This is a genomic window from Sphingobium sp. 22B, from assembly GCF_001580035.1.
Classification (GTDB): Bacteria; Pseudomonadota; Alphaproteobacteria; order Sphingomonadales; family Sphingomonadaceae; genus Sphingobium; species Sphingobium fuliginis.
In genome coordinates this window covers 428301-450047 of record NZ_LTAB01000001.1, presented here as the reverse complement: position 1 = coordinate 450047, position 21747 = coordinate 428301, and the positions used below count along the sequence as shown (strand labels likewise).

The window sequence follows — 21747 nt, the reverse complement described above, 5'->3', positions numbered from 1 at the left end:
CGTGCTCCCCGTTTTCAGGCCGCTGATAAGTTAGCTTCGGTGTCCTCATTCCCCTGACGGGGGCGGTTGGTGAACTCGGCGGGTGCCATGCCGCCGAGGCTGCTGTGGGGACGCACGGTGTTGTACAACGAGACGACGGAACGCCCATGGGACCGACGTTCGCGAAGTTCTTTATCAGTGGCATCCCTGGACCGGGCTTCAGGTTTACATTCATGAAGTAGTCGAGCGCGCGGGGTGCGGCGTTTTCCGTTGCAGCATCGCAGGATCGGCGGCCGATCGCTGGCTCGAGATCCCAGCCTGGATGTTCGACCGCGCGGTTTGCAGCATGATGCGTGTCGACCACGCTCCCCGCGTCAATATTGGCGCGCTGGTTGCCTTGGTGAAGCTGCTGCAGGCGACGCGGCCGGTTTCGGCTTCATTGGTTTCAGGCGCAGCATCGGGCTCTCACGACTCACATCGGGGAGGTCTCCATGCCGCGCAAGTCCATGACGTTTCAGTTCGATCTGATCTCCAGGCCCCACGGTTCCGGGATCGCGCAGAGACCGCGTTGGCAGACTCTGCCCGCGCCGACGCGGCAGACGCTGACGCCATTGATCGTGCGCCTGCTTCTCGCCCATGCCGACGGCGGCCCCGTCGCGGAGCTGCAGGAGATGCGCGATGATCTTTGAGAAGATCGGGGCTCAGCATCTCGAGCGCAAGGCGATCCTGTATGTGCGGCAGTCATCGGCCTGCCGCTAGCGAGGTGCCGCCCATCAGCATCGTTACCGCGATTAGAAATACGGCAAAAGCTCTTTTGGCAACGTTGCTCTCCTGTTGAACGGTAGACGCTGCATAAACTCTTCAGAAGTGGGAGCCTCCGCCTACGCAACACTGAACTGGCCCATCATTCCATTATCCTCATGTTCAAGGATATGGCAGTGATACATGAAAGGAGCGCTCTTGGCCGGCTGATCAAATCGGATGAGAAGCTCCACCGGCTCCTTGACGACGACCGTGTCGCGCGGCCCCTGGTCGAGAACGTCAGGCTGACCGCCCCCACGGGTGAGAACATCAAAGTGGACGCCGTGAATATGGATCGGGTGGCGCATCATTTCGCCAGACACCTCCCATATTTCGGTGGAGCCTAGCTTCACCGTCTCATCGATGCGATTAATGTCGAATGGCTTGCCGTTGATCGTCAGGCCGCCACCGCCGTTTCCTGAGCCCATCATGCCGCCCATGCCCATGTTGAGGATCAGTCGGCGACGGCGCACCGCCTTGCTGGCATCGGGCCGAGTTCGTGATGCCAGAAGGGTCGGCACGGCGCCGCTGGCACGAGCCTGTCCCGACGGCCGCGGCTCAAACCGCAGCACGGTCGCTGGCGCCGCGGCATCGGTCCTCCCGGCGCCACGCCCCATCATGCCCATGCCGCCCATCATCGCGCTGTTGGTATCAGCCGCCGTTACCAGCGAGGCGGGCCTGCCGTCCGTGAAGTCCACGAGAAGCTCGCCGCGCTGGCCCGGCGCCAAGGTTATGGATTCCAATGCCACTGCTCGTTCGAGCAGCCCCCCTTCGGTTCCGATCCAGTAAAAGCTTCGTTGATCGGAAAACGACAGCTCATAGATCCGGGCATTCGATGCGTTGACGAGCCGCAGGCGAACCAACCGGTTTGGCACTGCCGCCAGCGGGTTTACCGCTCCGTTCACAAGGGTCGTGTCGCCGCGCCGGCCCTGCATGGCGACCATCATGCCGCCTGGCATGACGAGGCGACCATTTTCGAATTGGCGATCCTGGATGAGCAGGGGCAGGTCGTCCACGCCATATTCTGACGGGAGGCCCAAGCCCTGCTCTTCGTCATCGGTTACCAGCAACGCCCCTGCCAGACCTGAATAGACTTGCTCGGCCGTCAACCCATGGACGTGTGAGTGATAAAGGAGGGTCGCTGCCGGCTGCCGGATCGGAAGCGTCGGTCGCCAGGTCGCGCCCGGCGCGATGATCTGATGGGGGCCGCCATCCAGCTCTCCAGGGATCAGAAGCCCGTGCCAGTGCACAGTCGTGTCCGCCTTGAGCCGGTTGGTCACGGCAACCGCCACATCGTCGCCGCGACGCACTCTGATCGTCGGTCCGAGATAGCTGCCGTTATACCCTAGCGTGTCGCTCGGACGGCCCGGATAGAATGAAGTCGTTCCGGACTGGACCTGTAGCGCGAATGATCGTCCAGGCTGCGCATCCAAGAGCGGTGGTATCGGGAGGGGGTTTGCACCGCCCCCGCCGAGGGAAGACGTGGAGCGCGAGCAAGCGGCGGTGGCGAACAGTGCCGCTCCGCCGGCCAACAGTGAACGTCGATCGAGCATCTAAATCTGGCCCTGCGCGCAGCGCAGCTTGGAAGCGCCACCGGCAGCCTTGTCGATCGGCATTGGTCGCCCACGCTCTAGCGCTTCAATAGCGCGCAGGACCACTTTCCTCGAAGGATGCCGCGATAGTCTGGCGAAATAGTAGCGCACGGGAAATCTCCTAAGCTGGCTTGATCGAACGCTCATCCATCATATATGTTGCATATAAGATGTCTGGAGCAACCGTGCGACCTTCTCTCGTTAAGATGTCCCCAGAACTTCTGGAGGAAAAGGCCGGCGAAGCGGAAGCATTCCTCCGTTCGCTGGCGAGCCGGCACCGTCTGATGATCCTGTGCAGCTTGCTCGGCGGGGAGCTGTCGGTAACCGAACTGGGCGAACGCCTCGGGCTGACACAATCCAATTTGTCCCGCCACCTTGCCACGCTGCGCGACGAGGGCCTGGTCGGCACGCGGCGGGAGAAAACAACGATCTTCTACCGCATCACGTCCGAACGCGTGCTGCCGATCCTGACGGAACTCTACGCACTCTTTTGTGCTGGCGCCGATCCTGAACAAGGAGAATCCTGACGATGGAGGGGTTCACCCCATTTTCGGCCATCGTGGGCGGCGCGCTCATCGGCCTCTCGGCATCCCTCCTGTGGATCGCCAACGGGCGCATTGCTGGAGTCAGTGGCATCGTCGGGGGCGTGCTTGCGCCCGTCCGCGGCGATGTGGCGTGGCGCGGAATGTTCCTGGTCGGCCTGCTCGCTGCGCCCTTGCTTTACCGGGCGGCGGGCGGCGTGCTGCCGGACCTCACGTCGCCGGCCCCAGTCGCCGGCGTGATCGCAGCCGGCCTTCTGGTGGGATTTGGGACTCGGCTTGGGAGTGGTTGCACCAGCGGGCATGGTGTCTGCGGGATAGCGAGGCTTTCGCCCCGCTCGCTTGCCGCGACCGGCGTCTTCCTCATCACGGCGGCTGCGACTGTGTACGTTGCCCGGCACGTCGTGGAGCTTTGAGGCAATGAGGAAGCTGCTCATTGCGCTGGCCTCGGGGCTCATTTTCGGCTTCGGCCTGATCGTTTCCGCCATGATTAGCCCAGGCAAGGTGCTGGCGTTTCTTGATGTCGCCGCGCCGTCGTGGGACCCGAGCCTGGCCCTGGTACTGGCCTCAGCCGTCATCGTTTCCGCCTTGGGATTTGCACTCGGCCGAAGGCGCGAGGCTCCGCTTTTCGCAGCCACGTTTAATGGGCCATCGTCCCGGTCCCTGGACAAGAAGCTTCTCTCCGGCGCGGCTTTGTTCGGCGTTGGATGGGGCCTCGTCGGCTATTGCCCTGGCCCAGCCCTCGTTGCTTTGAGCCTCGGGGCGCCGGCGGCGCTGGTGTTCATCGTGGCGATGCTGGTGGGCATGGGCCTCTTCGCCATTCAGGAACACTATCGTGCGGCTAGGGCCGGAGCTGCACTATGACACTGGTCGACATCCTCACGCTCATATCCGGTGTCCTCGTTGGCTTCACCCTCGGGGTGATCGGCGGCGGCGGCTCGATCCTGGCCCTACCATTGCTGCTGTATGTCGTGGGCATGAAGGACCCGCACGTCGCGATCGGTACGAGCGCGCTGGCGGTCGCTGCCAACGCCTTCGCCAACCTGATCCAACACGCCCGGGCCGGAACCGTGAAGTGGCCCTGTGCCCTCGTCTTCGGGGCATCGGGTGTCGTCGGCGCTCTGGTCGGCTCCACCCTGGGCAAGATGGTGGCGGGTCAGCACCTCCTGGTGCTGTTGCGGGCGTGATGATCGTGGTCGGGGTTTCGATGCTGCGGGGCAAGTCGGGCGGCGGCGATCCGGACGTGCGGATCACGCGGCCAATCGCTGTCCGGCTCGTGGTGATCGGCCTTCTCGCCGGCCTGCTGTCAGGGTTCTTCGGCATCGGCGGCGGCTTCCTGATTGTGCCCGGCATCATGCTCGGCAGCGGCATGCCCATCCTCAACGCGGTCGGATCGTCGCTGTTTTCGGTGGGAGCGTTCGGCTCGGCGACAGCCTTCAACTATGCCCTGTCAGGCCTCGTGGACTGGCGCGTGGCCGGCTTCTTCATCGCTGGCGGGGTCGCTGGCGGCATGGCCGGCATGCAAACGGCCATCCGGCTCGCCGATCATAAGGGCCTGCTCACCCGCATCTTCGCTTTCGTCCTGCTGGCCGTGGCCGCCTACATGCTGTTCCGCAGCCTGGGCGGGATCGGCAGCTAAGCACCATTGGAGGCCGATCATGATCTTTCGTCAGTTGTTCGAACCCGAGTCCTCGACATACACCTACCTCCTCGGCTGCCCGGAAACGCGCAAAGCCGTCCTCATCGATCCTGTCCTCGAAACGATCGAACGCGACCTTGCCGCACTTCAGGAACTGGATCTCGAACTGGCCTATACGTTGGAGACGCATGTGCATGCGGACCATGTCACCTCGGCCTGCTATCTTCGCAGCCTTACCGGCTCCAAGATCGCGTACCCCGCCATGGACAGCCTTCCGTGTGCTGACGTCGGCGTCGCCGAGGACCAGCCCCTGACCGTCGGCGCGCTCAAGCTTCAGCCGCTGTTTACGCCGGGGCACACCGATGCCCACCATACCTACCTGGTCGATCAGCCCGATGGTCTTCGCGCCTTCACCGGCGACGCCCTGCTGATCGACGGCTGTGGGCGGACCGATTTCCAGAACGGTGACGCCGCCACGCTCTATCACTCGGTCACGCAGAAGATTTTCACGCTGCCGGGCGACGGTCTGATCTTCCCCGCTCACGACTACAATCATCGCCACATCACGACAGTGGCGCAGGAGCGTGAGCGAAACCCGCGCCTTGCCGGCAAGACCGTTCAGGAATTTGTCGCGATCATGGCGGCTCTCGATCTTCCCTACCCGAAGAAGATCGACGTTGCCGTTCCGGCAAACAAGCTTTGCGGTGATTGCCCAACAGATTTGCCGGAGCGGCTACGCCAAATAGGCGGCAAGTCCGAGCAGGGCTGAGCGATCCGCTTCAGGTTCATTTACAGGAGAAAGTCGATGCCAACACGCACCTCGAAGCAGCTCGTTTCTGAAGCGAATGCCCTTGTCGAAACTATCGCGCCTGAGGATGCAGCCAAACTTGTCGGCAATCCCGAGGTACGGTTCGTTGACATCCGCGAGCCAGGTGAAGTCGCGAAGTCAGGGCTGGTGTCTGGTGCGGTACATGTCCCGCGCGGCCTTCTGGAATTCCAGGTCGATCCTCAAAGCCCCACCCACAATCCCAAACTCGCCGCCGGATCGCGGTTGGTGCTCTATTGTGGGTCCGGCGCCCGCTCAGCGCTTGCCGCAAAATCACTCAAGGATATGGGCGTGGAGAATGTCGCCCACGTCCCCGGCGGGTTCGCGGCGCTCAAGGATGCCGGCGCTTCAATCGCACCGGAGTAATCCCATGGCGCGCTCGAGCACCCGTCCTCGCTGGCAGGATACAATCCTTGGATAGCCATATCGCATTTGCCAGCCTCGGATTGAGCCCGATTGCCATCTCCATAGGCCCGCTAGACATCCGCTGGTACTCGCTCGCCTATATCGCCGGCATTATTGCCGGATGGTGGTATCTGTTGCGGCTGCTGGCCCAACCCGCGGCCCCGATGAACCGCCAGCAGGCTGATGATCTCGTATTCTATGCGACGCTCGGCGTCATCCTGGGTGGCCGCCTTGGCTATGTAATCTTCTACGGTCCCGAGATGATCCTCCACCCCCTGCAAATCCTCAAGCTGTGGGATGGCGGCATGTCGTTCCACGGGGGTGCCGCCGGCGTCTCGCTCGCGCTGATCCTGTTCGCGCGACGACACGGCCTCGAATGGCTGCGGGTCCATGATTATGTCGCCTGCACCGTGCCGATCGGCCTGTTCTTCGGTCGTCTCGCCAATTTCGTGAATGGCGAGCTTTGGGGAAAGCCCACCGATGTGCCCTGGGCGATTGTGTTCCCCGGAAGCCATGATGGTCTCGCCCGCCATCCCAGCCAGCTTTACGAAGCCGGGCTGGAAGGGTTGGTCCTGTTCGCCGTGCTCGCCTTCCTGTTCTGGTTCACCGACGCGCGGCGCAAGCCGGGGATGCTCGTCGGGGTGTTTCTCATCGGCTATGGTCTGGCCCGATTTACGGTCGAGTTCTTCCGAGAACCCGATGCCCAGCTTGTCGGCTTCGCAGCCAGAACAGGGCTTCACATGGGTCAGTGGCTCACGGTGCCTATGATTGCGGCAGGGATCTACCTCGTTGCCGCAGCATGGCAGCGGTCAGTCGATCACCCGGCTCAAGTTACCCGAAGCCAGTGACGTGCTCGCATCGGGCAGATCTGCGCTCCGCTGGAATGGCAGCGATCAACCTACGCGATTGAACATCGATCGATTCAACCGTAGCTTCGCCCCCCGAACATTAGGTCCCTAGCGGCCAGATATCTCGCCTAAGCAGTAGCGCCAATGGCTGTGGGAGACGGCGCCAGGCTGGCGTCGGCGGCGTCCGCCCGCTCTAAGGTAGTGCAAACGGCGACACATATTCGTTATGTTTATCCTGCACGGGGCGCCATTTCCCCAAATTCCGTTTTCCCTTGCTCGCACGGGCGTGAAGCCGCTTGTCTTCAGGCTCGGTCGCACGGCATCTTTTAAATTCAAGATTGTCCAGTTTAGGGGTTGCCAGACTGCCCGCCCCCTTCTATCTGCCCCTCCACAACGCACCCGTAGCTCAGCTGGATAGAGCATCAGACTACGAATCTGAGGGTCGGACGTTCGAATCGTTCCGGGTGCGCCATTCCCTTCACATTCCCGCGAAACCCGTTTCAAGGAACGCAGCGGTCCGGTGCGGGCCTGTCCAGGTCCACGACGGTGATGATCGTGGAGACGGTGGCGCTGGCGGACACGCTGCATGTTCTGGCGCGGTCGAAGGTTCCGGAGGGCCATTCCTCCGGATATTCGGCATTGAACGCCGGCTTGCCCGCCGCAACATAGGGCGCGCTGTCGGCACAGAAATCGCCCAGCACGCATCCTTCGAACAATATGGCATCGAACAGCGGCACCAGCGCCGCGGACGAACCGCTGGCGTTCTTCTGCACCGGTTTCAGTCCATAGCCGCGCGCCCGGGCGGACAGGGCGGTCACATAGGCGATCATGTCCTGTTCGGTCAGGTTGAACCCCGTCGTCGCGGCTCCATCCTCGAACGCATCCATCACGTCGAATTCGACATAGTCGAAACCCTTGTCCCGGCACATGCGCAGCCGGTCGTCCATGATCTGGATGAATTCGGGGTAGCGGCGAATGTCGATATAACGTTCGCCCGCAAAGCCGGGATAGCTGTTGCCCAATAGTCCGGATATGGCCGAGAGGCTGGCATAGTCGGGCCGGTTGCTCTCCGCCGATCCGACATCGAGATAGCAGATCGTCCTGGTTCCATGGGATTTGGCCAGCGCCACATAGGATGCGGCCGTGTCGAACCCGTCGACGTCGAGATAGGCAACGGCAGGCGGCGCCGGGGGCAGGCCCTGGCTCTGCAATATCCAGTCCCAACTGGAAAGCGTCGCGGGCGCCGGAGTGGGCGTGGGCGTGGGGGAAGGGCTGGGGGAGGGTGATGGCGTCGGAACCGGGGTCGGCGTGGGTGCGGGGGTTGGCGAACCTTCATCTCCGCCGCCGCATGCAGCCAGCATCAGCGTTGCGACGGCAAGAAGGCCGATCGACGATAGTTTTTCGCACGCCCCAAGCACAATCCCAGTCCCTTCTCGCGGAACATCGATCCCGATCTGGTGAACGGCCTCCGGCGGGACGGGTGGTCGAAGCGGAAGCGGTATAAAGTAAAATAAAGAAGGTAGGGATATGGCTATGGATATAAACCGTCAGCTATACTTAACGAAGTAAGGTCATAAATTGTCGGCGTATTTGCCGTTATTTTGGATTTTTCCGGGGATTCTGTTCATTGAAGTTGACATTGGAACATGCCTAACCGCAAATTAACCATGGGTAAAAACTTCAAAACCGAGTCGCCCCAGATAGATGCGCGGTGTGACTGTAGCCTTGGGCGGAATCCCGGTCATGGGAACTGCTACGGGCATGAGAAGATGACTTCTATACCCTGATACAGCCTCATCGACATGGATAATGGCTGGGCATGTCCCGGAACGGCATCCTTTGTCTTGGGTATCGGGCAAAAGCGTTGTGCTTCATGGCCCGATATGGAGGCGTGACTGGTTTTTACTTGGAAAAATCAAAAGATATTCGGTCGCAAACTTATGAAATGATTTCGGCATCCATAAGTTTGGGGGTTTGCCATGACCTATGGCCACAGCGTCACCATCGACGGCTCTCTGAATGACTGGCTCGCAACCGACCGGATCGACGACAACAGCGCCCCCGGCTATCAGGTTTATGCGACCCTGGACAATGACGCCTTCGTCTTCGCCCTGACGGCCCCGGTCGCCATAGGCGCGGACACCACCGTCTGGCTGAACACGGACGGCAGGACCGCCACGGGTTATCAGATTTTCGGCTTTGCCGGCGGCGCCGAATATAATGTGAACTTCGCGGCGGACGGCACTGTGAACCTCTACACCGGCGCAGCGGGGGAGACGCTGGTGCTGTCCGGGCTGCAGGCGGCCTGGTCGGCTGACCGGACCACGGTCGAATTCCGCCTCCCCACTTCGGCGGTGGGCAATCCGGCGGCGATGTACACCTATTACGACATCAACAACCTGTCGAACAGCTTCATGCCGTCCAATTATCTGTCGGCGCCGTTCACGGTCTTCAACCAGACGACCGCAACCCAGGCGCCTGACATGCGGATCGGCATCGTCTTCTCCCAGACGACGGCCGACGCCTATTTCAGCCCCACAGCCTATTCGCAGCTTTTCATGTCGGTTCAGGCGCAGGCGATCCAGGCCGGCATCCCCTTCGACATATTGACGGAAGCGGACCTGACCGACCTTGCCAAGCTGTCCCATTACGATGCGCTGGTGTTCCCGTCCTTCCGCAACGTGCCCGTCGACAAGGTGGAGGCGATTTCCCACACGCTGGAAATGGCGAGCAAACAACTGGGCATCGGCCTGGTCACGGCGGGCGAGTTCATGACGAACCAGCCCCATGTGCAGGGCGGCACGATCGGCGGCGATCCGCTGCCCGGCGATCCCTATGCGCAGATGAAGCTGCTGTTCGACGCAACCCGCGTCACCGGGGGCACCGGCAATGTGGTGGTGAACGCGACCGACGCGACGGGCCTCGTCCTCGACCATTATGCCAATGGCCAGCAGGTGAACAGCTACACCGGCGTCGGCTGGAACGCCTTTACCAGCGTCAGCGGCACGGGCCATCAGATCGCGACCGAGACCATCGATGGCGGCTCCGTCTATTCGGCCGCGCTCGCGACGCAGACCGGGGCGGCGCGCAACATTCTGTTCTCCAGCGAAGGCATCATGGCCGACGCCAATATGCTGCAGCAGGCGATCTCCTATGCGGCGAACGGCACCGGCCTGTCGGTCGGCCTGCACCTGTCGCGAGATTCCGGCATCGTCGCGGCCCGCGTCGACATGGACCAGAGCCAGGAACTGGAAGACGTCAATCCCGCGGGCAGCACGCCCGGCATCTACGACAAGCTGTTGCCCATCCTGACGCAGTGGAAGGCGGATTATAATTTCGTCGGCAGCTTTTATCTGAACGTCGGCGACGGCACGAACGGCACCGGTACCGACTGGGCGGTGTCCCTGCCTTATTACAAGGCGCTGCTGGACCTTGGCAATGAGATCGGCACGCACAGCCTGACGCATCCGGAAAACACCAACCTGCTCAGCGCGCAGCAGATCCAGACCGAATTCCAGAACAGCATCACGATCCTCAACCAGCAGATCGGCGCCTATCTGAACCAGCCGTTCCAGATCACGGGCGCGGCCGTGCCCGGCGCGCCGGAACTGCTGCCGACCTCGCAGGAGATCATGAAATATGTGTCGGACTATCTGACCGGCGGCTATGCGGCGCAGGGGGCGGGCTATCCCAATGCCTTCGGCTATCTGACGCCGGACAATCAGAACCAGATCTATTTCGCGCCCAACACCTCCTTCGACTACACACTCATCGAATTTCAGAAGAAGACCGTGGCGGAGGCGACAGCCGCCTGGATCGGGGAGTTCGACAAGCTGGTCGCCAATGCGCAGACGCCGGTGATCGTCTGGCCCTGGCATGATTATGGCGCTGCGGATTTCCTGTCGGGCAGCCCGACGGTGGACAGTCCCTATGATATTTCGATGTTCACGAGCTGGTTGCAGCATGCGGTGGCGGCGAACATGGAGTTCGTCACCCTGGATGATCTGGCCGCGCGCATGACGGCGGTCAGGAATGCGACGATCACGACCACGGTGGCGGGCAACAGCATCACCGCCAGCGTCGGCGGCGCCAATGTCGGCAATCTGTCGCTGGACGTCGACCGCCAAGGCGCTCTGGTCATCCAGAATGTGACCGGCTGGTACGCCTATGACAGCGACAGCGTCTTCCTTCCCCAGAGCGGCGGAACCTTCAGGATCAATCTGGGAGCAGCGGCGGACGATGTGACGCACATCACCGACCTGCCGATGCGGGCCGTGCTGCTGAGCGTCGCCGGCGACGGCCACAATCTTGCCTTTTCCGTTCAGGGGGAGGGGAAGGTCGTCATCGACATCGCCAATCCGGGCACGGACGGGATCGTCGTCACCGGAGCCTTGGGCTATAGCCGGGTCGGGGAGATCGTGACGGTCGATCTGGGCGGCTATGGCCTGCACAATGTCACGCTGGAATATAAGAATCCGCCGGTGATCGTCTCCGGTGGCGGCGGTCCGACAGCGGCGCTTTCCATGGCGGAGAACGGCACCGCGGTGACGACCGTTGTCGCGACCGACGCGGATGTCGGAACGGTGATCGGCTATTCCATCTCCGGCGGAGCGGACGCCGCGAAATTCAAGATCGACAGCGCGACGGGCGCCTTGGCTTTCCTCACCGCGCCGAATTTCGAGGCGGCTACCGATGCCGGGACGAACAATGTCTATGACGTCGTGGTGCGTGCGTCCGACGGCACGCTGTACGATGATCAGGCGATCGCGGTCACGATCACCAATGTGAACGAGGCGCCGGTCATAACCTCCAATGGCGGTGGCGCGTCCGCGGCTATTTCCGTCGCCGAAAACACAACCGCCGTGACCAGCGTGACCGCGACCGATCCCGATGCGGCTACGGTCCTCGCCTATTCGATCGTCGGCGGACCCGATCGCGCGCTTTTCTCGATCGATGCATCGACCGGCGCGCTCGCCTTCCTCAGCCCGCCCAATTACGACCTGCCCGGCGATGCAAACGCGAACAATGTCTATAGCCTGACGGTAAGGGTGTCCGACGGCGCGCTGTTCGACGATCAGGCCATCAATGTCACCGTCACCAATGTGAACGAGCATGCGCCGGTGATCACTTCCGGCGGCGGCGGCGATACGGCTGCCGTTTCCGTCTCCACCGGCACGCGGCCGGTGATGAAGGTGACGGCGGTCGATCCGGATGCCAACACGACGCTGGCCTATTCCATTGCGGGCGGCGTGGATGCGAGCAAATTCACGATCAACGCTTCGACAGGGCAGCTCAACTTCGTCAACACGCCCAATTATCTGCTGCCGACAGACACCGGCAAGGACAATGTCTATGACGTCATCGTCCGCGCGTCCGACGGAACATTCTATGACGACCAGGCCATCGCCGTCACCGTCACCATCCTCAACGCCGCGCCGATCATCATCTCGAATGGCGGAGGCGCGTCCGCAACCATCCGAATGGCCGAAAATGGCACGGCCGTGACGAAGGTCGTGGCGACGGACGTCAATCTGGGCCAGACAATCACCTATTCGCTGGGGTCAGCCGTTGACGGCGCACTCTTTTCCATCGATCCCCAGACCGGCGTCCTGACCTTCAAGAGCGCTCCGGATTTCGAAGCGCCCGCAGATTCCAACCTGGACAACCGCTATCAGGTGCAGGTGCTGGCCACGGACAGCCTGGGCGCTCAGGATTTCCAGAACCTGACGGTCGTCGTCAACAATGTCTCCGGCCTGTCGCTGACGGCGGCAAGCGGTGGATCGACGCTCATCGGTCAGGGGGAGGAAGACACGCTGAGGGGCGCCGGCGGCAACGACACGCTGATCGGCAATGGCGGGGCCGACACGCTGAACGGCGCGGGCGGCAACGACATTATCGATGGCGGGGCAGGCGCCGACCGCATCACGGGAGGGGCGGGCGCGGACATATTGACCGGCGGCGCCGATGCCGACCTGTTCATCTATAACGCCACAGGCAACAGCACGCCCGCGATCATGGACCGGCTCATGGATTTCCAGCAGGGGATCGACCGGATCGACCTGTCCGCAATCGACGCCATGCCGGCGCTGTCCGGAAACCAGGCCTTCAGCTTCATCGGCAATGCGGCCTTTTCCGGGCCGGGCCAGCTTCATGTCTATTCCAACGGTACGGACAGCTTTGTCGAGGCGAATGTCGACAATAATCCGGCGACGGTGGATTTCGCGATCAGGCTGATCGGGGTGCACAACCTGACCGCGAGTGACTTCCTGCTTTAGCGACGGGGCCGGGGGAATGGCTGGCATCGGCTTCAGACTGGACCGGATAGCCCGGGAGGACGGCTTGGGCGGGATCGCCAATGCCGCCTTCCACGGGGCCGTTGTCAGTTCCGGCCCGTGGCTGATGACCGCGCTCGCGGTCTTCCTGCTACAGGGCTGGACGCGGTCCACCATGGTTGCGGCCGACCATGCGATCATCCAGACCAGCCTGGTCTATGCCTTCGGCGTTTCGACGGTGATCACCGCGCCATTGGCGATGATCGCGACCCGCATGGCGTCCGATCGCTTCTACCTGGGGGAACGCGACGCGATCCCCGCCATCCTGCTGGCGGCGCTGGTCTGGGCGACGCTGGCGTCGCTGATCGCGGGGGGCCTGCTGTTCGGCCTTGCCGGCGGGATGCGGCCGGACCTGTTCCTGCTGGCCACCGCGATCCTGACGCTGTTCTCGCAAATCTGGATCGCCAGTCCCTTCCTGCACGCGACATGGCGGCACCGGCCGATATTCCTGGCCTATCTTTGCGGGATCGCGATGGTGGCCCTGTGCCTGGCGCTGGTCCGGCCGACCGCGCCCGCCGCTGTCCTTGCGGCGATCGCGGCGGGTCTGATCGTGACGCTGGCGCTGCTGATCGCCGCGATTCGGGATGATTTTCCCAACAGTCCCGAATGGCGGCCGGGCTGGATCGGCAGGACGCCCGGCGTCCTGGCGCTGGGCGCGGCGGGATTGACCAACGCGCTGGCGATCTGGATCGACAAATGGCTGCTCTGGTGGGCGCCGGGCAGCGTTCAGGCCGTTGGCGCCCTGCGGGTCAATCCGGTCAACGATCAGGCCAGCTTCCTCGGCCTGCTCACGATGATTCCTGGCCTGACGCTGATCCTCGTCACGACGGAGACGCGGTTCGACCGGGCCTTTGCGGCGCTGATGAGCCATTGCATGGGCACGGCCAACCGGCGCCGGATCGAAAAGGCGCGGCAGAAGGTCGGCATGACGATCCGGCTGGACCTGCGCCTGCTGATGGTCGAGCAGGCGATCCTGGCCGGCTTCTGCTGGGTTCTCGCGCCGGAGATCATCCGCCTGCTCGACATGAACGCGCGCGGCATATTCGGCTTTCGGCTGACGGCGGTGGGCGTCGTCTTCCACCTCGTCGCGATCCAGATGAGCATCATCCTGTCCTATTATGACCTTGCCGGCCGGATCGTGGCGGTCTGGGGCAGCTTCCTGCTGGCGAGCGCGGCGGGCACGCTGCTGTTTCGCGACAGCGGCTTCGCGGGCTTCGGCTTCGGCTATCTGGCGGGTGCGGTGACGGCAGCCTCGCTCGCCGTCGCGCTGGTGGCGGAGGCGACGGGCAAGCTCACCTATCTGCTCTTCGTCGGCAATAATCCGGCGGTGGCGGGCAATAGCGGCCTGTGGGCGAGATTCTGGCCATGAGCGTTCTTCCCTTCCGCCGCCGCGATCTGCTGGCGCTGTCCCTCATGGTGTTCGGCCTTTCGGCCCGCGCCCTGCCCGAAATCGGCGGGGCCAACGCCTGGGGGGTGGATTATGGCGAAGCGACCGATCCCGCCACCGCCCGCCGCTTCGGCCTTCTGGTGCTGGAGCCCGACTTCGCCCGCCCGCTTGCCCCGCTGCGTGGCCCCGGCAGCCGCCTGCTGGGCTATATCAGCCTGGGGGAGGTCCATGACGGTCGTCCCTTCGCCGCAGAACTGGAAAAGGCGGGCGCGCTGCTGCAGGCCAATCCGAACTGGCCGCAGGCGCGGCTTGTCGACCTGCGCGATCCGGCCTGGACCGCCCTTGTGGTCGATCGCCTGATCCCCGCCATATTGCGCAAGGGCTATGACGGCATCTTCATGGACACGCTCGACAATGCTGAGGCATTGGAGCGGCAGGATGCCGACCGCAACAAGGGCATGGTGGCCGGCGCCGCGCGGCTGGTGCAGGCCATTCGCACGCGCTTTCCGGACATGGCGATCATGATGAACCGGGGCTATGCCCTGCTGCCGCAGGTCGCGGGTCAGATCGACCTCGTGCTGGCGGAAGCCATGGCGTCGCGCTGGAACTTCGCGGAGGGGCGCTATGAGATGACCTCCGCCGACGACTGGCAATGGCAGGCGGACCATCTTTTCGCGGCCCGGCGGATCAATCCCCGTCTGGGGCTTGCCACGCTCGACTATTGGGACCCGCGCGACAAGGCCACCATCGCCAGCCTCTATGCGCGGGAGCGCGCCGCCGGATTCCAGCCCTATGTGTCCACCCTGGCCCTCGACCGGCTCATACCGGAGCCCCTGTCATGAAGATCGAAGCGCTGCGCCACCCGAACATGGCGGTCATCGGACCGATCGCGGGAGGTGGGCTGCTGCTCGCCGCTGCGGTGCTGCTGATGCCCAGCCACTGGCAGATTGCCGATGCGATCCGGCGAGCGACATTCGCGCCGCCGCCGGTCGCCATCCCCTTGCCTCCACCCGATGCGGCCATGCTGATGCAGCGCTTCGCGCAAGGGAAAAGGCTTTCTCCTCCGGACCTTCAACGGTTGTTGAACGCTTCCGTGACGACGGCCGACGCGAAGGTTCTGGGGCAGCTTGCGGATGCGCTGGCGGGGAAGGGCGCGCCGGTTCCGAGCGCAAGGCTGACCTATGACATCATGGCGGGCGGCCGTCCGGAGGTCGCGCTTGCCTTTCTGGAGCGCCGTCCGGACCACGCCGCCCCCGCCCATTGGCGCCTCCGCCTCGACCTGCGTCGCAAGGCCGGCGACGCGCAGGGTGCCGCCGACATGGTTCGGGCGGCGGCCATGAATCCCGGAACGGCTCCGGCCAAGGATCTGGTCGAGGCCAGCTATGCGCTCGGCCAGCCCGATCTGCTGATCCTGGCGGCGGAGCATGGCGCCATAGCGCCGCTCGACCCGGCGCAGTCGCTCGATCTGGCGTCCTGGGCGAGTGGGGCGGGGCGCTATGACCTCATCGCCCGGATCGACCGGTCCGGGACGCCAAGCTGGCGCGACCGGAACCCCTGGCTTGCCATGACGCTGGCGCAGCGGTCCGGCGACATCCGTTCGGCGCTTCGCTATGCCGCCATGCTGCCGACGGGGCGCGATGCTGCGCGGGAAAGCATCATCATGGGGTCCGGAAACAGGGATGCAATACGGCAATGGCTGCTGGGTCGGGCGGCCGAGACAGGCGCTGACCGCCCCGCCATCGCGCAACGCCTGCTGGAGAAGGGTTTCCGGTCGGACGCCATCGCGCTGCTTCGGCAGCAATCGACGGCCAAAAGCGATGACCCGTCCGACGCGCGCATGCTGTACCTCATGGGGCCGCGCCCTGTCGCGCAGGACCTTGCCTGGTTAAAGGCGCGGGCATTGGCCGATCCGAGATGGGCGCAGGCCTATGTCGAGCGCGCAAGGCCTGCGGACGCGCTGGCGTTTCTGGAAGCGACTGACGCCGCCGACAGCAGCGACATGCTCGTCCAGCGCATCGCACTGGCCAATGCGGCGCGCGACAGGGCGGCGGCGGCGCGGGCGCTCGACCGGCTGCTCGACGGCCGCACCCTTTCCGCCCTGCAGTTGAAGGCGGCAGCCGGCGCGCAGGTTCCGCCCGATAGAGCGGCCTATTATGATCTGGCGCTTGCGAACGCCCGCGTCGCCAATAGCGCCGCCGAGCCGTCGGATCGCCTTCGCCTTGCCTGGGACGGCTGGAACAGGGGGGATGCGCGGGCTACCGCCGACCAGTTGAATTTCTATCTTCGCGAACGTCCCGACGACCGGGCAGCGCTGAGCCTGATGGCCGATGCGCAGACGAAGCTGAAGGGCGAAGCCGGGGCCCGCCCCTGGATCGAAAGATCGCTGGCGCTCACCCCGCCGCTTTCGGTGGAGCGGGCGGAACTGCTGACCCGGCTGGGCCGGACGTCGGAGGCGACGGCCATGGTCGAAGCACTGCGCCGGGCCGCTCCGGCAGACCGCAAGCTCGACATCATGCTGGCCCGCTTGCTTATCGCTGCGGGTGATCCGGGACGTGCGCGCAAGGTGTTGCGGCCATGACGCCACTGGCCGCCGCCTTGCTGCTGATGGGGCCGCCGCCGCTCATGGTCGCGGCATTGCCGCCCGACACGGATGTGACGGCATCGGAAGTCAGGACGGTGGACCTGCAATGGAGCGGGGACGTGCATCTCGAACTGGAAGACAGCGGCTATGAGCTGGTCGTCCGGTTCGACCGGCCGATTGCCGATGCCGTCCTCAAGGACTTCGCCGCCGCCGCCGGGGCGGACCTGGCGGATTTGCGCTGGAATGACGAGAGTCTGGTTCTGCGCGCCGCCGCGGGGCGGAAGCTGAAGGCGGTGGCGGACAAGCATGGGCTGCACGTCCGTTTCCTGCCCGATGGAGAGCCGGCGTCTGCCCACCCCATCGCAGGCGAACCGCAAACGTCGGATCTGGACGTCGAACTCGCCATCGCCCGGGCGCAAGCCGATGCCGCCGCCGGTTATCCCGATCTGGCGCGGCGGCGGCTTGCTCCGCTGGCGGCGGCATATCCCGGCGACAAGCGAATCCAGCGCCTGCTGGGCGACATGGAGATTGCGGAGGGCGCGCTGGCCCTTGGCGCGGCCCGTTATCGCAATCTCGCCGCGGACGATCCCTTCGCCCGGCAGACATTGGCCGAATCGGGCGGCAATGTCGCCGGGGCCGTGACGGCGCGCGGCGGCAAGGTCTTCTGGCAGGCGGAGGCAGGCCTCAATGCGCTGATGCCGTTCAACAATCGCCTCTCGCTCGGCGCTGGCGTCCGCTGGTTCCGCTCCGAAGCGGACACCGTTCATGGCGCCAACGGCATTCTTGCCAACCGCACGTCCCGCTCCGCCATCGGGGACCTGTTCGCGACCGTCAATCTCGGCGCGGTTTCCCGCATCGAGTTTCAGGGCAGTGCCCAGTTGGACGAAAAGGTGGCGGGCGCCGGCCTTCGGCTGTTCGCCGGTCCTCCCGAAAGGCAGGGAAGGCTGGTCCTCGCCTACCGCCTGCCGGATCTCGCCACGCCTGAACAATCGACCTTCGGCGGTCATATCAGCCGCGCGGGGATCGGGGGGACGATCCGCCTGACGCCGGAACTGGCGGTGCAGGCGGATGGCGGCTGGAATGGCTATGGATTGACCGGCACCGGCGTTCGGACGCGCAGCATCACCGTGGCGGGCGGCCTCGATTATCTGCTCCGCCGCGGATCGCCATCGCTGGCGGTCAGCTACCGGCTGGATGCGGAATATGTCGGCCGCAGGGCGCTGCGGCCCAATGGCCTTGCCTATATCCCTCTCAGCGACAGGGAAAATCACAGCTTCCAACTGCTGTCCGGCATGTCCTGGACAGGTTGGCAGCTCAGCGGCGCGGCAGGCTGGACCTTCGACCGCAAGGGCAAGACCGACGGCCCCACCGCGAACGTCAGCGCGACCGGACGGCTGAGCGAGGGCTGGCGCCTTCAGGCGAGCGGCGGGATCAGTTCGATCAGCCGGCCGGGCATTTCGGGACGCCAACTCTATCTGCGCGTGGCGCTCACTCGCTTTCTTGGGAGGCATTGATGCTGAAGAAGCGGCCCATCCTGCTGCAATGCGCGGAAATGCTGATCCTGTTCGCCACGCTGATGGCGATCGACCAGGGATTGATGAGCGGCAATGCCTTTTCCGACATCAACCCCAATCCCTATTGGCTGCCGGTGCTGGTCATGGCGACGACCTATGGCACCGGATCGGGGCTGGCCGCCGCCGCAATCGCCTCCGCCATCTGGTTCCGCTGGTCGAACCCATTGTCGGGCGCGACGGATCATATCGAACAGCAGCTGCGCCTCTCCATCCAGCCCATGCTGTGGATGGTCACGGCCCTGGTGACGGGCGAGGTGACCGCCAGCCGCAGGAACCGCATTGCCGATCAGGAACGGCAGCATCAGGCGATGGACCGCAACTGGAAGAAGCTGGCGGAAATCATCGCCCGTCTCACCGACACCAACCGCAAGCTGCAGGTCCGGATCGCCACCGGCCAGCGCACGATCGTACAGGCCATGGCTGCCGGCCTCGACCTTTCCAAACCCGATCCGGAAAGCCAGGCCGACGCGGTCGCCCGCCTGATCGCGCTCGCCGCGCAGACGGAGGATTTCACCTTCTACGATGTGCGCGGCGCCCAGGTGACGGCGCGTTTCGGCGGCAAGACGGCCCAGGGGCAGGCCCCGGACCTTTCGCGCTCGCCGATGGCGCAGGCGATGCTGGCGACGCCCAGGCCGTTGCGAGCCGATCGTGCCGCCGACCGGCCGCTGCTGTCGGAATGGGGTCTTCTGGCCGTGCCGGTCGCGGGGGCGGAGGAAGGATTGGCGGCCATCATTCTCGTCCACAGCGCCGCCGGGATCAGGATCACGGAGGCCTATGTGGCGCAACTGCTACAGGTTGCGGACCTGCTCGGCAAATGCCCGGCGCTGTTCGGCCGCGAACAGGCCTTTGCGCCGAAATGGCTGGTCCCGGAAGGAAAAGTGGCTTGATCGCCCTGCTCATCCTGTTTTCGGCTGCCGATCTGTTCCTGCTGTTCACCGGTTTGGCGGTGGGAGAGGGGAGCATCCTCTGGTTCGCGCCCATCCATCTGGCGCTCTCCTGCGCCGCGCTGCTGATCATGATGAAAGGGCTGGATGGGCTGGGCGTGCGCCAGCGTTTCGCCCTGCCGATCGGTGCCGCCATTGGGCCTGCCGGGATGCTGGTCTGCCTGATTCTGGCCCCGCTGGTCCGGCCATCGAGGCGGAAAAGGCAGATCGCCTATCGGGACGTCCGAACGGGCAAGCGGCGGGACGTCAACGACCTGTCGCCGGTAGAGCGGCTGGGCCGGATACTCGACGATCGTGTGCGTTATCCCGAAAGCGACGAGATCGGTTCACTGGCCACCATGCTCCGCTACGGAAATCTGCAGGCCCGCTACCGGGCCCTGGAAACCGCCGTGATCTCTTTCGAGCCGCGATTGTCCCCCCTCATCGTCATGGCCCTGTCGGACGAGGACCAGACCATCCGGGCGCTCGCCGCCGCTGCGGCCGCGCAGGTCAGCTATAATCTGGCGCAGCAACGCAGCGAATTGCAGGCGAGGATCGCCCCCGCCCAGCATCTGGACGATCGCTATGCCCTTGCCATGCTGCTGGCCGATCATGGCTGCTTCAACCAGTTGCTGCCGCAGGGGCAGAGGCTTCGGCTCTGTCAGGACGCGAACAGGAAGCTGGATGAGATTGCCGGCTTGCTGAAGAGCGGTGACATAAGGCGCCGGTCATTGCAGGCGGCGCGCGCCCGGATAAGGCGCGCGCTGGAACGGCATCCGGCAGGCAAGGCCCGGCCCACGCGCAGGGGGGACGTGGAGCCGGCGTCATGATGTCCGAGGGGCAGGACAGCGACATATGCCTGATCGTCGAAGGCGCTTATCCGTTTGTGGTCGGGGGCGTTTCCAGCTGGTTGCAGGACCTGATCCTCAGCATGCCCGACCTGCGATTTTCGCTCGTCGCCATCAAGGCGGGCAATGGCGCGCAGCCCTGGCGCATGGCGCCGCCGCCCAATGTCGTGGAGGTGGTGGAAATCCCGCTGCTGATCGAACCCTGCCTGCCGCGCCGCTATCCGGCGTCGCAGATGAAGCGGATCGGCCGCCTGCTGCTCGCCTTCCTGTCGACGGGCGGCAAGGATGAACTGATCCGTCTGCGGCAGGCGCTGGAAGGATTGAAGCCGTGCCCCGGCGCGGGCGATCTCCTCTCCAATCCGGAGATATTCGACCTCTTCACCCATTATTACGACACGGCTTTCCGCTCGGCCTCCTTCCATCATTTCTTCTGGGCGATGCGGGTGCTGCTGGGCGGGCTGCTCAAGATGCTGCTCGCGCCCTTGCCGAAAGCGCGGGTCTATCACACCATATCCACCGGCTTTGCGGGCCTGCTGGCTGCACGGGCCGCCTATGAGACCGGCCATCCCGCCTTCATCACCGAACATGGAATCTACATGCTGGAACGGCAGATAGAGATCATGATGGCTGACTGGATCGGGGACCAGATCGAAACCGGGCTGACGCTCGACCGGGAAGGGCATGATCTGCGCGACCTGTGGCTGGCGGTCTTCCAGACCTATACCCGCGCCTGCTACGACGCCTGCGACCCGATCATTGCGCTGTACGGGGCCAACAACCAGACGCAGCGCCGCCTGGGCGCCCGGCAGGAGCGGCTGCGCGTCATTCCCAACGGCATCGATGCGGAGCGTTTCGCTTCGATGGAGCGCGCCTGCGATCCCGCCCGGCCGCTGGTGACGCTGATCGGCCGGGTGGTGCCGATCAAGGACGTCAAGACCTTCATCAGGGCGGCGGCGCTGGTCCTGACGGACATGCCCGAAGTCCGCTTCGCCATATTGGGGCCGCTCGATGAGGATGCGGACTATGCCGCGGATTGCGAAGCGCTGGTCGCTGAACTGGGCATCGGCAATGCGGTGCAATTTGCCGGGCGGGTCAATGTCGCGGAATGGCTGCCCCGGATCGACCTGATCGTCCTCACCAGCCTGTCGGAAGCCCAGCCGCTCGTCATATTGGAAGGGGGCGCGTGCGGGGTGCCGGTGGTCGCGCCCGATGTCGGCAGTTGCCGGGAAATGATCGAGGGGCGGGCGCCTGGGATCGACCGGCCGGGCGGCATCGTCACCGAACTGGTCAACCCGGAGGGCACGGCGGCGGCGATCCTGCATCTGCTGCGCTCGCCTTCCTTGCGCCGGGCAATGGGCGAAGCGCTGCGCGAGCGGGTCGTGCGGGATTATGACCGCAGCGCCATCATCGCGGAATATCGGCACATCTACGAGGCGCTGGGCGCGCGGGTCCGCTTTTCCGAACTGCAATGAC

General features: G+C 64.3%; 18 protein-coding genes, 1 tRNA gene and 1 pseudogene. 17 read left to right on the top strand and 3 right to left on the bottom strand.

Annotated features, from left to right (window positions below):
• Positions 1 to 14: 14 nt before the first annotated feature.
• The gene (locus tag A0J57_RS27345) at positions 15 to 263 is read right to left on the bottom strand and encodes an integrase core domain-containing protein (protein ID WP_369118708.1); all 249 of its coding nucleotides are present in this window, start codon (positions 261 to 263) and stop codon (positions 15 to 17) included.
• A 207-nt stretch (positions 264 to 470) separates the two neighbouring features.
• Between A0J57_RS27345 and A0J57_RS02025 the strand changes: the two genes are divergently transcribed.
• On the top strand, positions 471 to 668 hold the full coding sequence (locus A0J57_RS02025; RefSeq protein WP_061937980.1) for a hypothetical protein: 198 nt from the start codon (positions 471 to 473) through the stop codon (positions 666 to 668).
• A 192-nt stretch (positions 669 to 860) separates the two neighbouring features.
• Here A0J57_RS02025 and A0J57_RS02020 read toward each other — a convergent pair whose 3' ends face one another.
• Positions 861 to 2333, bottom strand: a complete 1473-nt coding sequence (locus A0J57_RS02020; RefSeq protein ID WP_054725922.1) for a multicopper oxidase family protein — start codon at positions 2331 to 2333, stop codon at positions 861 to 863.
• A 224-nt stretch (positions 2334 to 2557) separates the two neighbouring features.
• On the opposite strand from A0J57_RS02020, the gene A0J57_RS02015 reads away from it, so the two are divergent.
• The 8 genes and pseudogenes from A0J57_RS02015 to A0J57_RS01980 all read left to right on the top strand — a co-directional run bounded on the left by A0J57_RS02015 (position 2558) and on the right by A0J57_RS01980 (position 7101).
• On the top strand, positions 2558 to 2899 hold the full coding sequence (locus A0J57_RS02015; protein WP_235600759.1) for a helix-turn-helix transcriptional regulator: 342 nt from the start codon (positions 2558 to 2560) through the stop codon (positions 2897 to 2899).
• Positions 2900 to 2901: 2 nt separating this feature from the next.
• The gene (locus A0J57_RS02010; RefSeq protein ID WP_054725925.1) at positions 2902 to 3327 is read left to right on the top strand and encodes a YeeE/YedE family protein; all 426 of its coding nucleotides are present in this window, start codon (positions 2902 to 2904) and stop codon (positions 3325 to 3327) included.
• A gap of 4 nt (positions 3328 to 3331) precedes the next feature.
• Entirely contained in the window at positions 3332 to 3775 is a 444-nt protein-coding gene (locus A0J57_RS02005) for a DUF6691 family protein (protein ID WP_054725928.1), read from the top strand.
• A pseudogene (locus tag A0J57_RS02000) lies at positions 3772 to 4550 on the top strand (sulfite exporter TauE/SafE family protein). The gene A0J57_RS02005 and the pseudogene A0J57_RS02000 overlap by 4 nt, the downstream one beginning before the upstream one ends.
• Before the next feature lie 19 nt (positions 4551 to 4569).
• Positions 4570 to 5319 carry an MBL fold metallo-hydrolase gene (locus A0J57_RS01995; protein WP_054725930.1) on the top strand — a complete coding sequence of 250 codons (750 nt, stop codon included), beginning with the start codon at positions 4570 to 4572 and terminating at the stop codon, positions 5317 to 5319.
• Between the two features lie 36 nt (positions 5320 to 5355).
• Positions 5356 to 5742, top strand: a complete 387-nt coding sequence (locus A0J57_RS01990) for a rhodanese-like domain-containing protein (protein WP_054725933.1) — start codon at positions 5356 to 5358, stop codon at positions 5740 to 5742.
• A 47-nt stretch (positions 5743 to 5789) separates the two neighbouring features.
• On the top strand, positions 5790 to 6629 hold the full coding sequence (gene lgt, locus A0J57_RS01985; RefSeq protein WP_082395462.1) for a prolipoprotein diacylglyceryl transferase: 840 nt from the start codon (positions 5790 to 5792) through the stop codon (positions 6627 to 6629).
• Between the two features lie 395 nt (positions 6630 to 7024).
• Positions 7025 to 7101 (top strand) — tRNA-Arg (locus tag A0J57_RS01980).
• Positions 7102 to 7129: 28 nt separating this feature from the next.
• Here A0J57_RS01980 and A0J57_RS01975 read toward each other — a convergent pair.
• Complete coding sequence (locus A0J57_RS01975) at positions 7130 to 8047, bottom strand: endo alpha-1,4 polygalactosaminidase (RefSeq protein ID WP_235600758.1); 918 nt, start codon at positions 8045 to 8047, stop codon at positions 7130 to 7132.
• Between the two features lie 561 nt (positions 8048 to 8608).
• On the opposite strand from A0J57_RS01975, the gene A0J57_RS01970 reads away from it, so the two are divergent.
• From A0J57_RS01970 to pelF, 8 genes are read left to right on the top strand one after another with little or no spacing between them, the layout of a single operon-like run.
• Entirely contained in the window at positions 8609 to 12904 is a 4296-nt protein-coding gene (locus A0J57_RS01970; RefSeq protein ID WP_061938521.1) for a cadherin domain-containing protein, read from the top strand.
• Positions 12905 to 12920: 16 nt separating this feature from the next.
• The gene (gene pelG / locus A0J57_RS01965; RefSeq protein WP_025550062.1) at positions 12921 to 14330 is read left to right on the top strand and encodes an exopolysaccharide Pel transporter PelG; all 1410 of its coding nucleotides are present in this window, start codon (positions 12921 to 12923) and stop codon (positions 14328 to 14330) included.
• The gene (locus tag A0J57_RS01960) at positions 14327 to 15190 is read left to right on the top strand and encodes an endo alpha-1,4 polygalactosaminidase (RefSeq protein ID WP_173664328.1); all 864 of its coding nucleotides are present in this window, start codon (positions 14327 to 14329) and stop codon (positions 15188 to 15190) included. The genes pelG and A0J57_RS01960 overlap by 4 nt, the downstream gene beginning before the upstream one ends.
• Positions 15187 to 16926 (top strand): hypothetical protein, encoded by a 1740-nt coding sequence (locus tag A0J57_RS01955; protein WP_061938515.1) that lies wholly within the window; start codon positions 15187 to 15189, stop codon positions 16924 to 16926. The genes A0J57_RS01960 and A0J57_RS01955 overlap by 4 nt, the downstream gene beginning before the upstream one ends.
• A complete protein-coding gene (locus A0J57_RS01950; protein ID WP_061938512.1) occupies positions 16923 to 18443 on the top strand; it encodes a hypothetical protein in 1521 nt (506 codons plus the stop codon). Before A0J57_RS01955 ends, A0J57_RS01950 begins: the two co-directional genes overlap by 4 nt.
• Positions 18443 to 19390: a hypothetical protein gene (locus A0J57_RS01945; protein ID WP_061938509.1), complete on the top strand. Its 948-nt coding sequence runs from the start codon at positions 18443 to 18445 to the stop codon at positions 19388 to 19390. The genes A0J57_RS01950 and A0J57_RS01945 overlap by 1 nt, the downstream gene beginning before the upstream one ends.
• Entirely contained in the window at positions 19387 to 20256 is an 870-nt protein-coding gene (locus A0J57_RS01940; RefSeq protein WP_061938506.1) for a hypothetical protein, read from the top strand. The genes A0J57_RS01945 and A0J57_RS01940 overlap by 4 nt, the downstream gene beginning before the upstream one ends.
• Positions 20253 to 21746 carry a GT4 family glycosyltransferase PelF gene (gene pelF, locus A0J57_RS01935; protein ID WP_025550067.1) on the top strand — a complete coding sequence of 498 codons (1494 nt, stop codon included), beginning with the start codon at positions 20253 to 20255 and terminating at the stop codon, positions 21744 to 21746. Before A0J57_RS01940 ends, pelF begins: the two co-directional genes overlap by 4 nt.
• Position 21747: the final 1 nt, after the last annotated feature.

Excerpts from the sequence above, each read along its gene's own strand:
- A0J57_RS02010 (WP_054725925.1), top strand. The coding sequence starts at position 2,902 with ATGGAGGGGTTCACCCCATTTTCGGCCATCGTGGGCGGCGCGCTCATC.
- A0J57_RS01970 (WP_061938521.1), top strand. The coding sequence starts at position 8,609 with ATGACCTATGGCCACAGCGTCACCATCGACGGCTCTCTGAATGACTGG.
- A0J57_RS01945 (WP_061938509.1), top strand. The coding sequence starts at position 18,443 with ATGCTGAAGAAGCGGCCCATCCTGCTGCAATGCGCGGAAATGCTGATC.
- A0J57_RS01955 (WP_061938515.1), top strand. The coding sequence starts at position 15,187 with ATGAAGATCGAAGCGCTGCGCCACCCGAACATGGCGGTCATCGGACCG.
- A0J57_RS02005 (WP_054725928.1), top strand. The coding sequence starts at position 3,332 with ATGAGGAAGCTGCTCATTGCGCTGGCCTCGGGGCTCATTTTCGGCTTC.
- A0J57_RS01960 (WP_173664328.1), top strand. The coding sequence starts at position 14,327 with ATGAGCGTTCTTCCCTTCCGCCGCCGCGATCTGCTGGCGCTGTCCCTC.
- A0J57_RS02025 (WP_061937980.1), top strand. The coding sequence starts at position 471 with ATGCCGCGCAAGTCCATGACGTTTCAGTTCGATCTGATCTCCAGGCCC.
- A0J57_RS01990 (WP_054725933.1), top strand. The coding sequence starts at position 5,356 with ATGCCAACACGCACCTCGAAGCAGCTCGTTTCTGAAGCGAATGCCCTT.
- A0J57_RS02020 (WP_054725922.1), bottom strand. The coding sequence starts at position 2,333 with ATGCTCGATCGACGTTCACTGTTGGCCGGCGGAGCGGCACTGTTCGCC.
- pelF (WP_025550067.1), top strand. The coding sequence starts at position 20,253 with ATGATGTCCGAGGGGCAGGACAGCGACATATGCCTGATCGTCGAAGGC.
- A0J57_RS01995 (WP_054725930.1), top strand. The coding sequence starts at position 4,570 with ATGATCTTTCGTCAGTTGTTCGAACCCGAGTCCTCGACATACACCTAC.
- A0J57_RS01950 (WP_061938512.1), top strand. The coding sequence starts at position 16,923 with ATGACGCCACTGGCCGCCGCCTTGCTGCTGATGGGGCCGCCGCCGCTC.
- pelG (WP_025550062.1), top strand. The coding sequence starts at position 12,921 with ATGGCTGGCATCGGCTTCAGACTGGACCGGATAGCCCGGGAGGACGGC.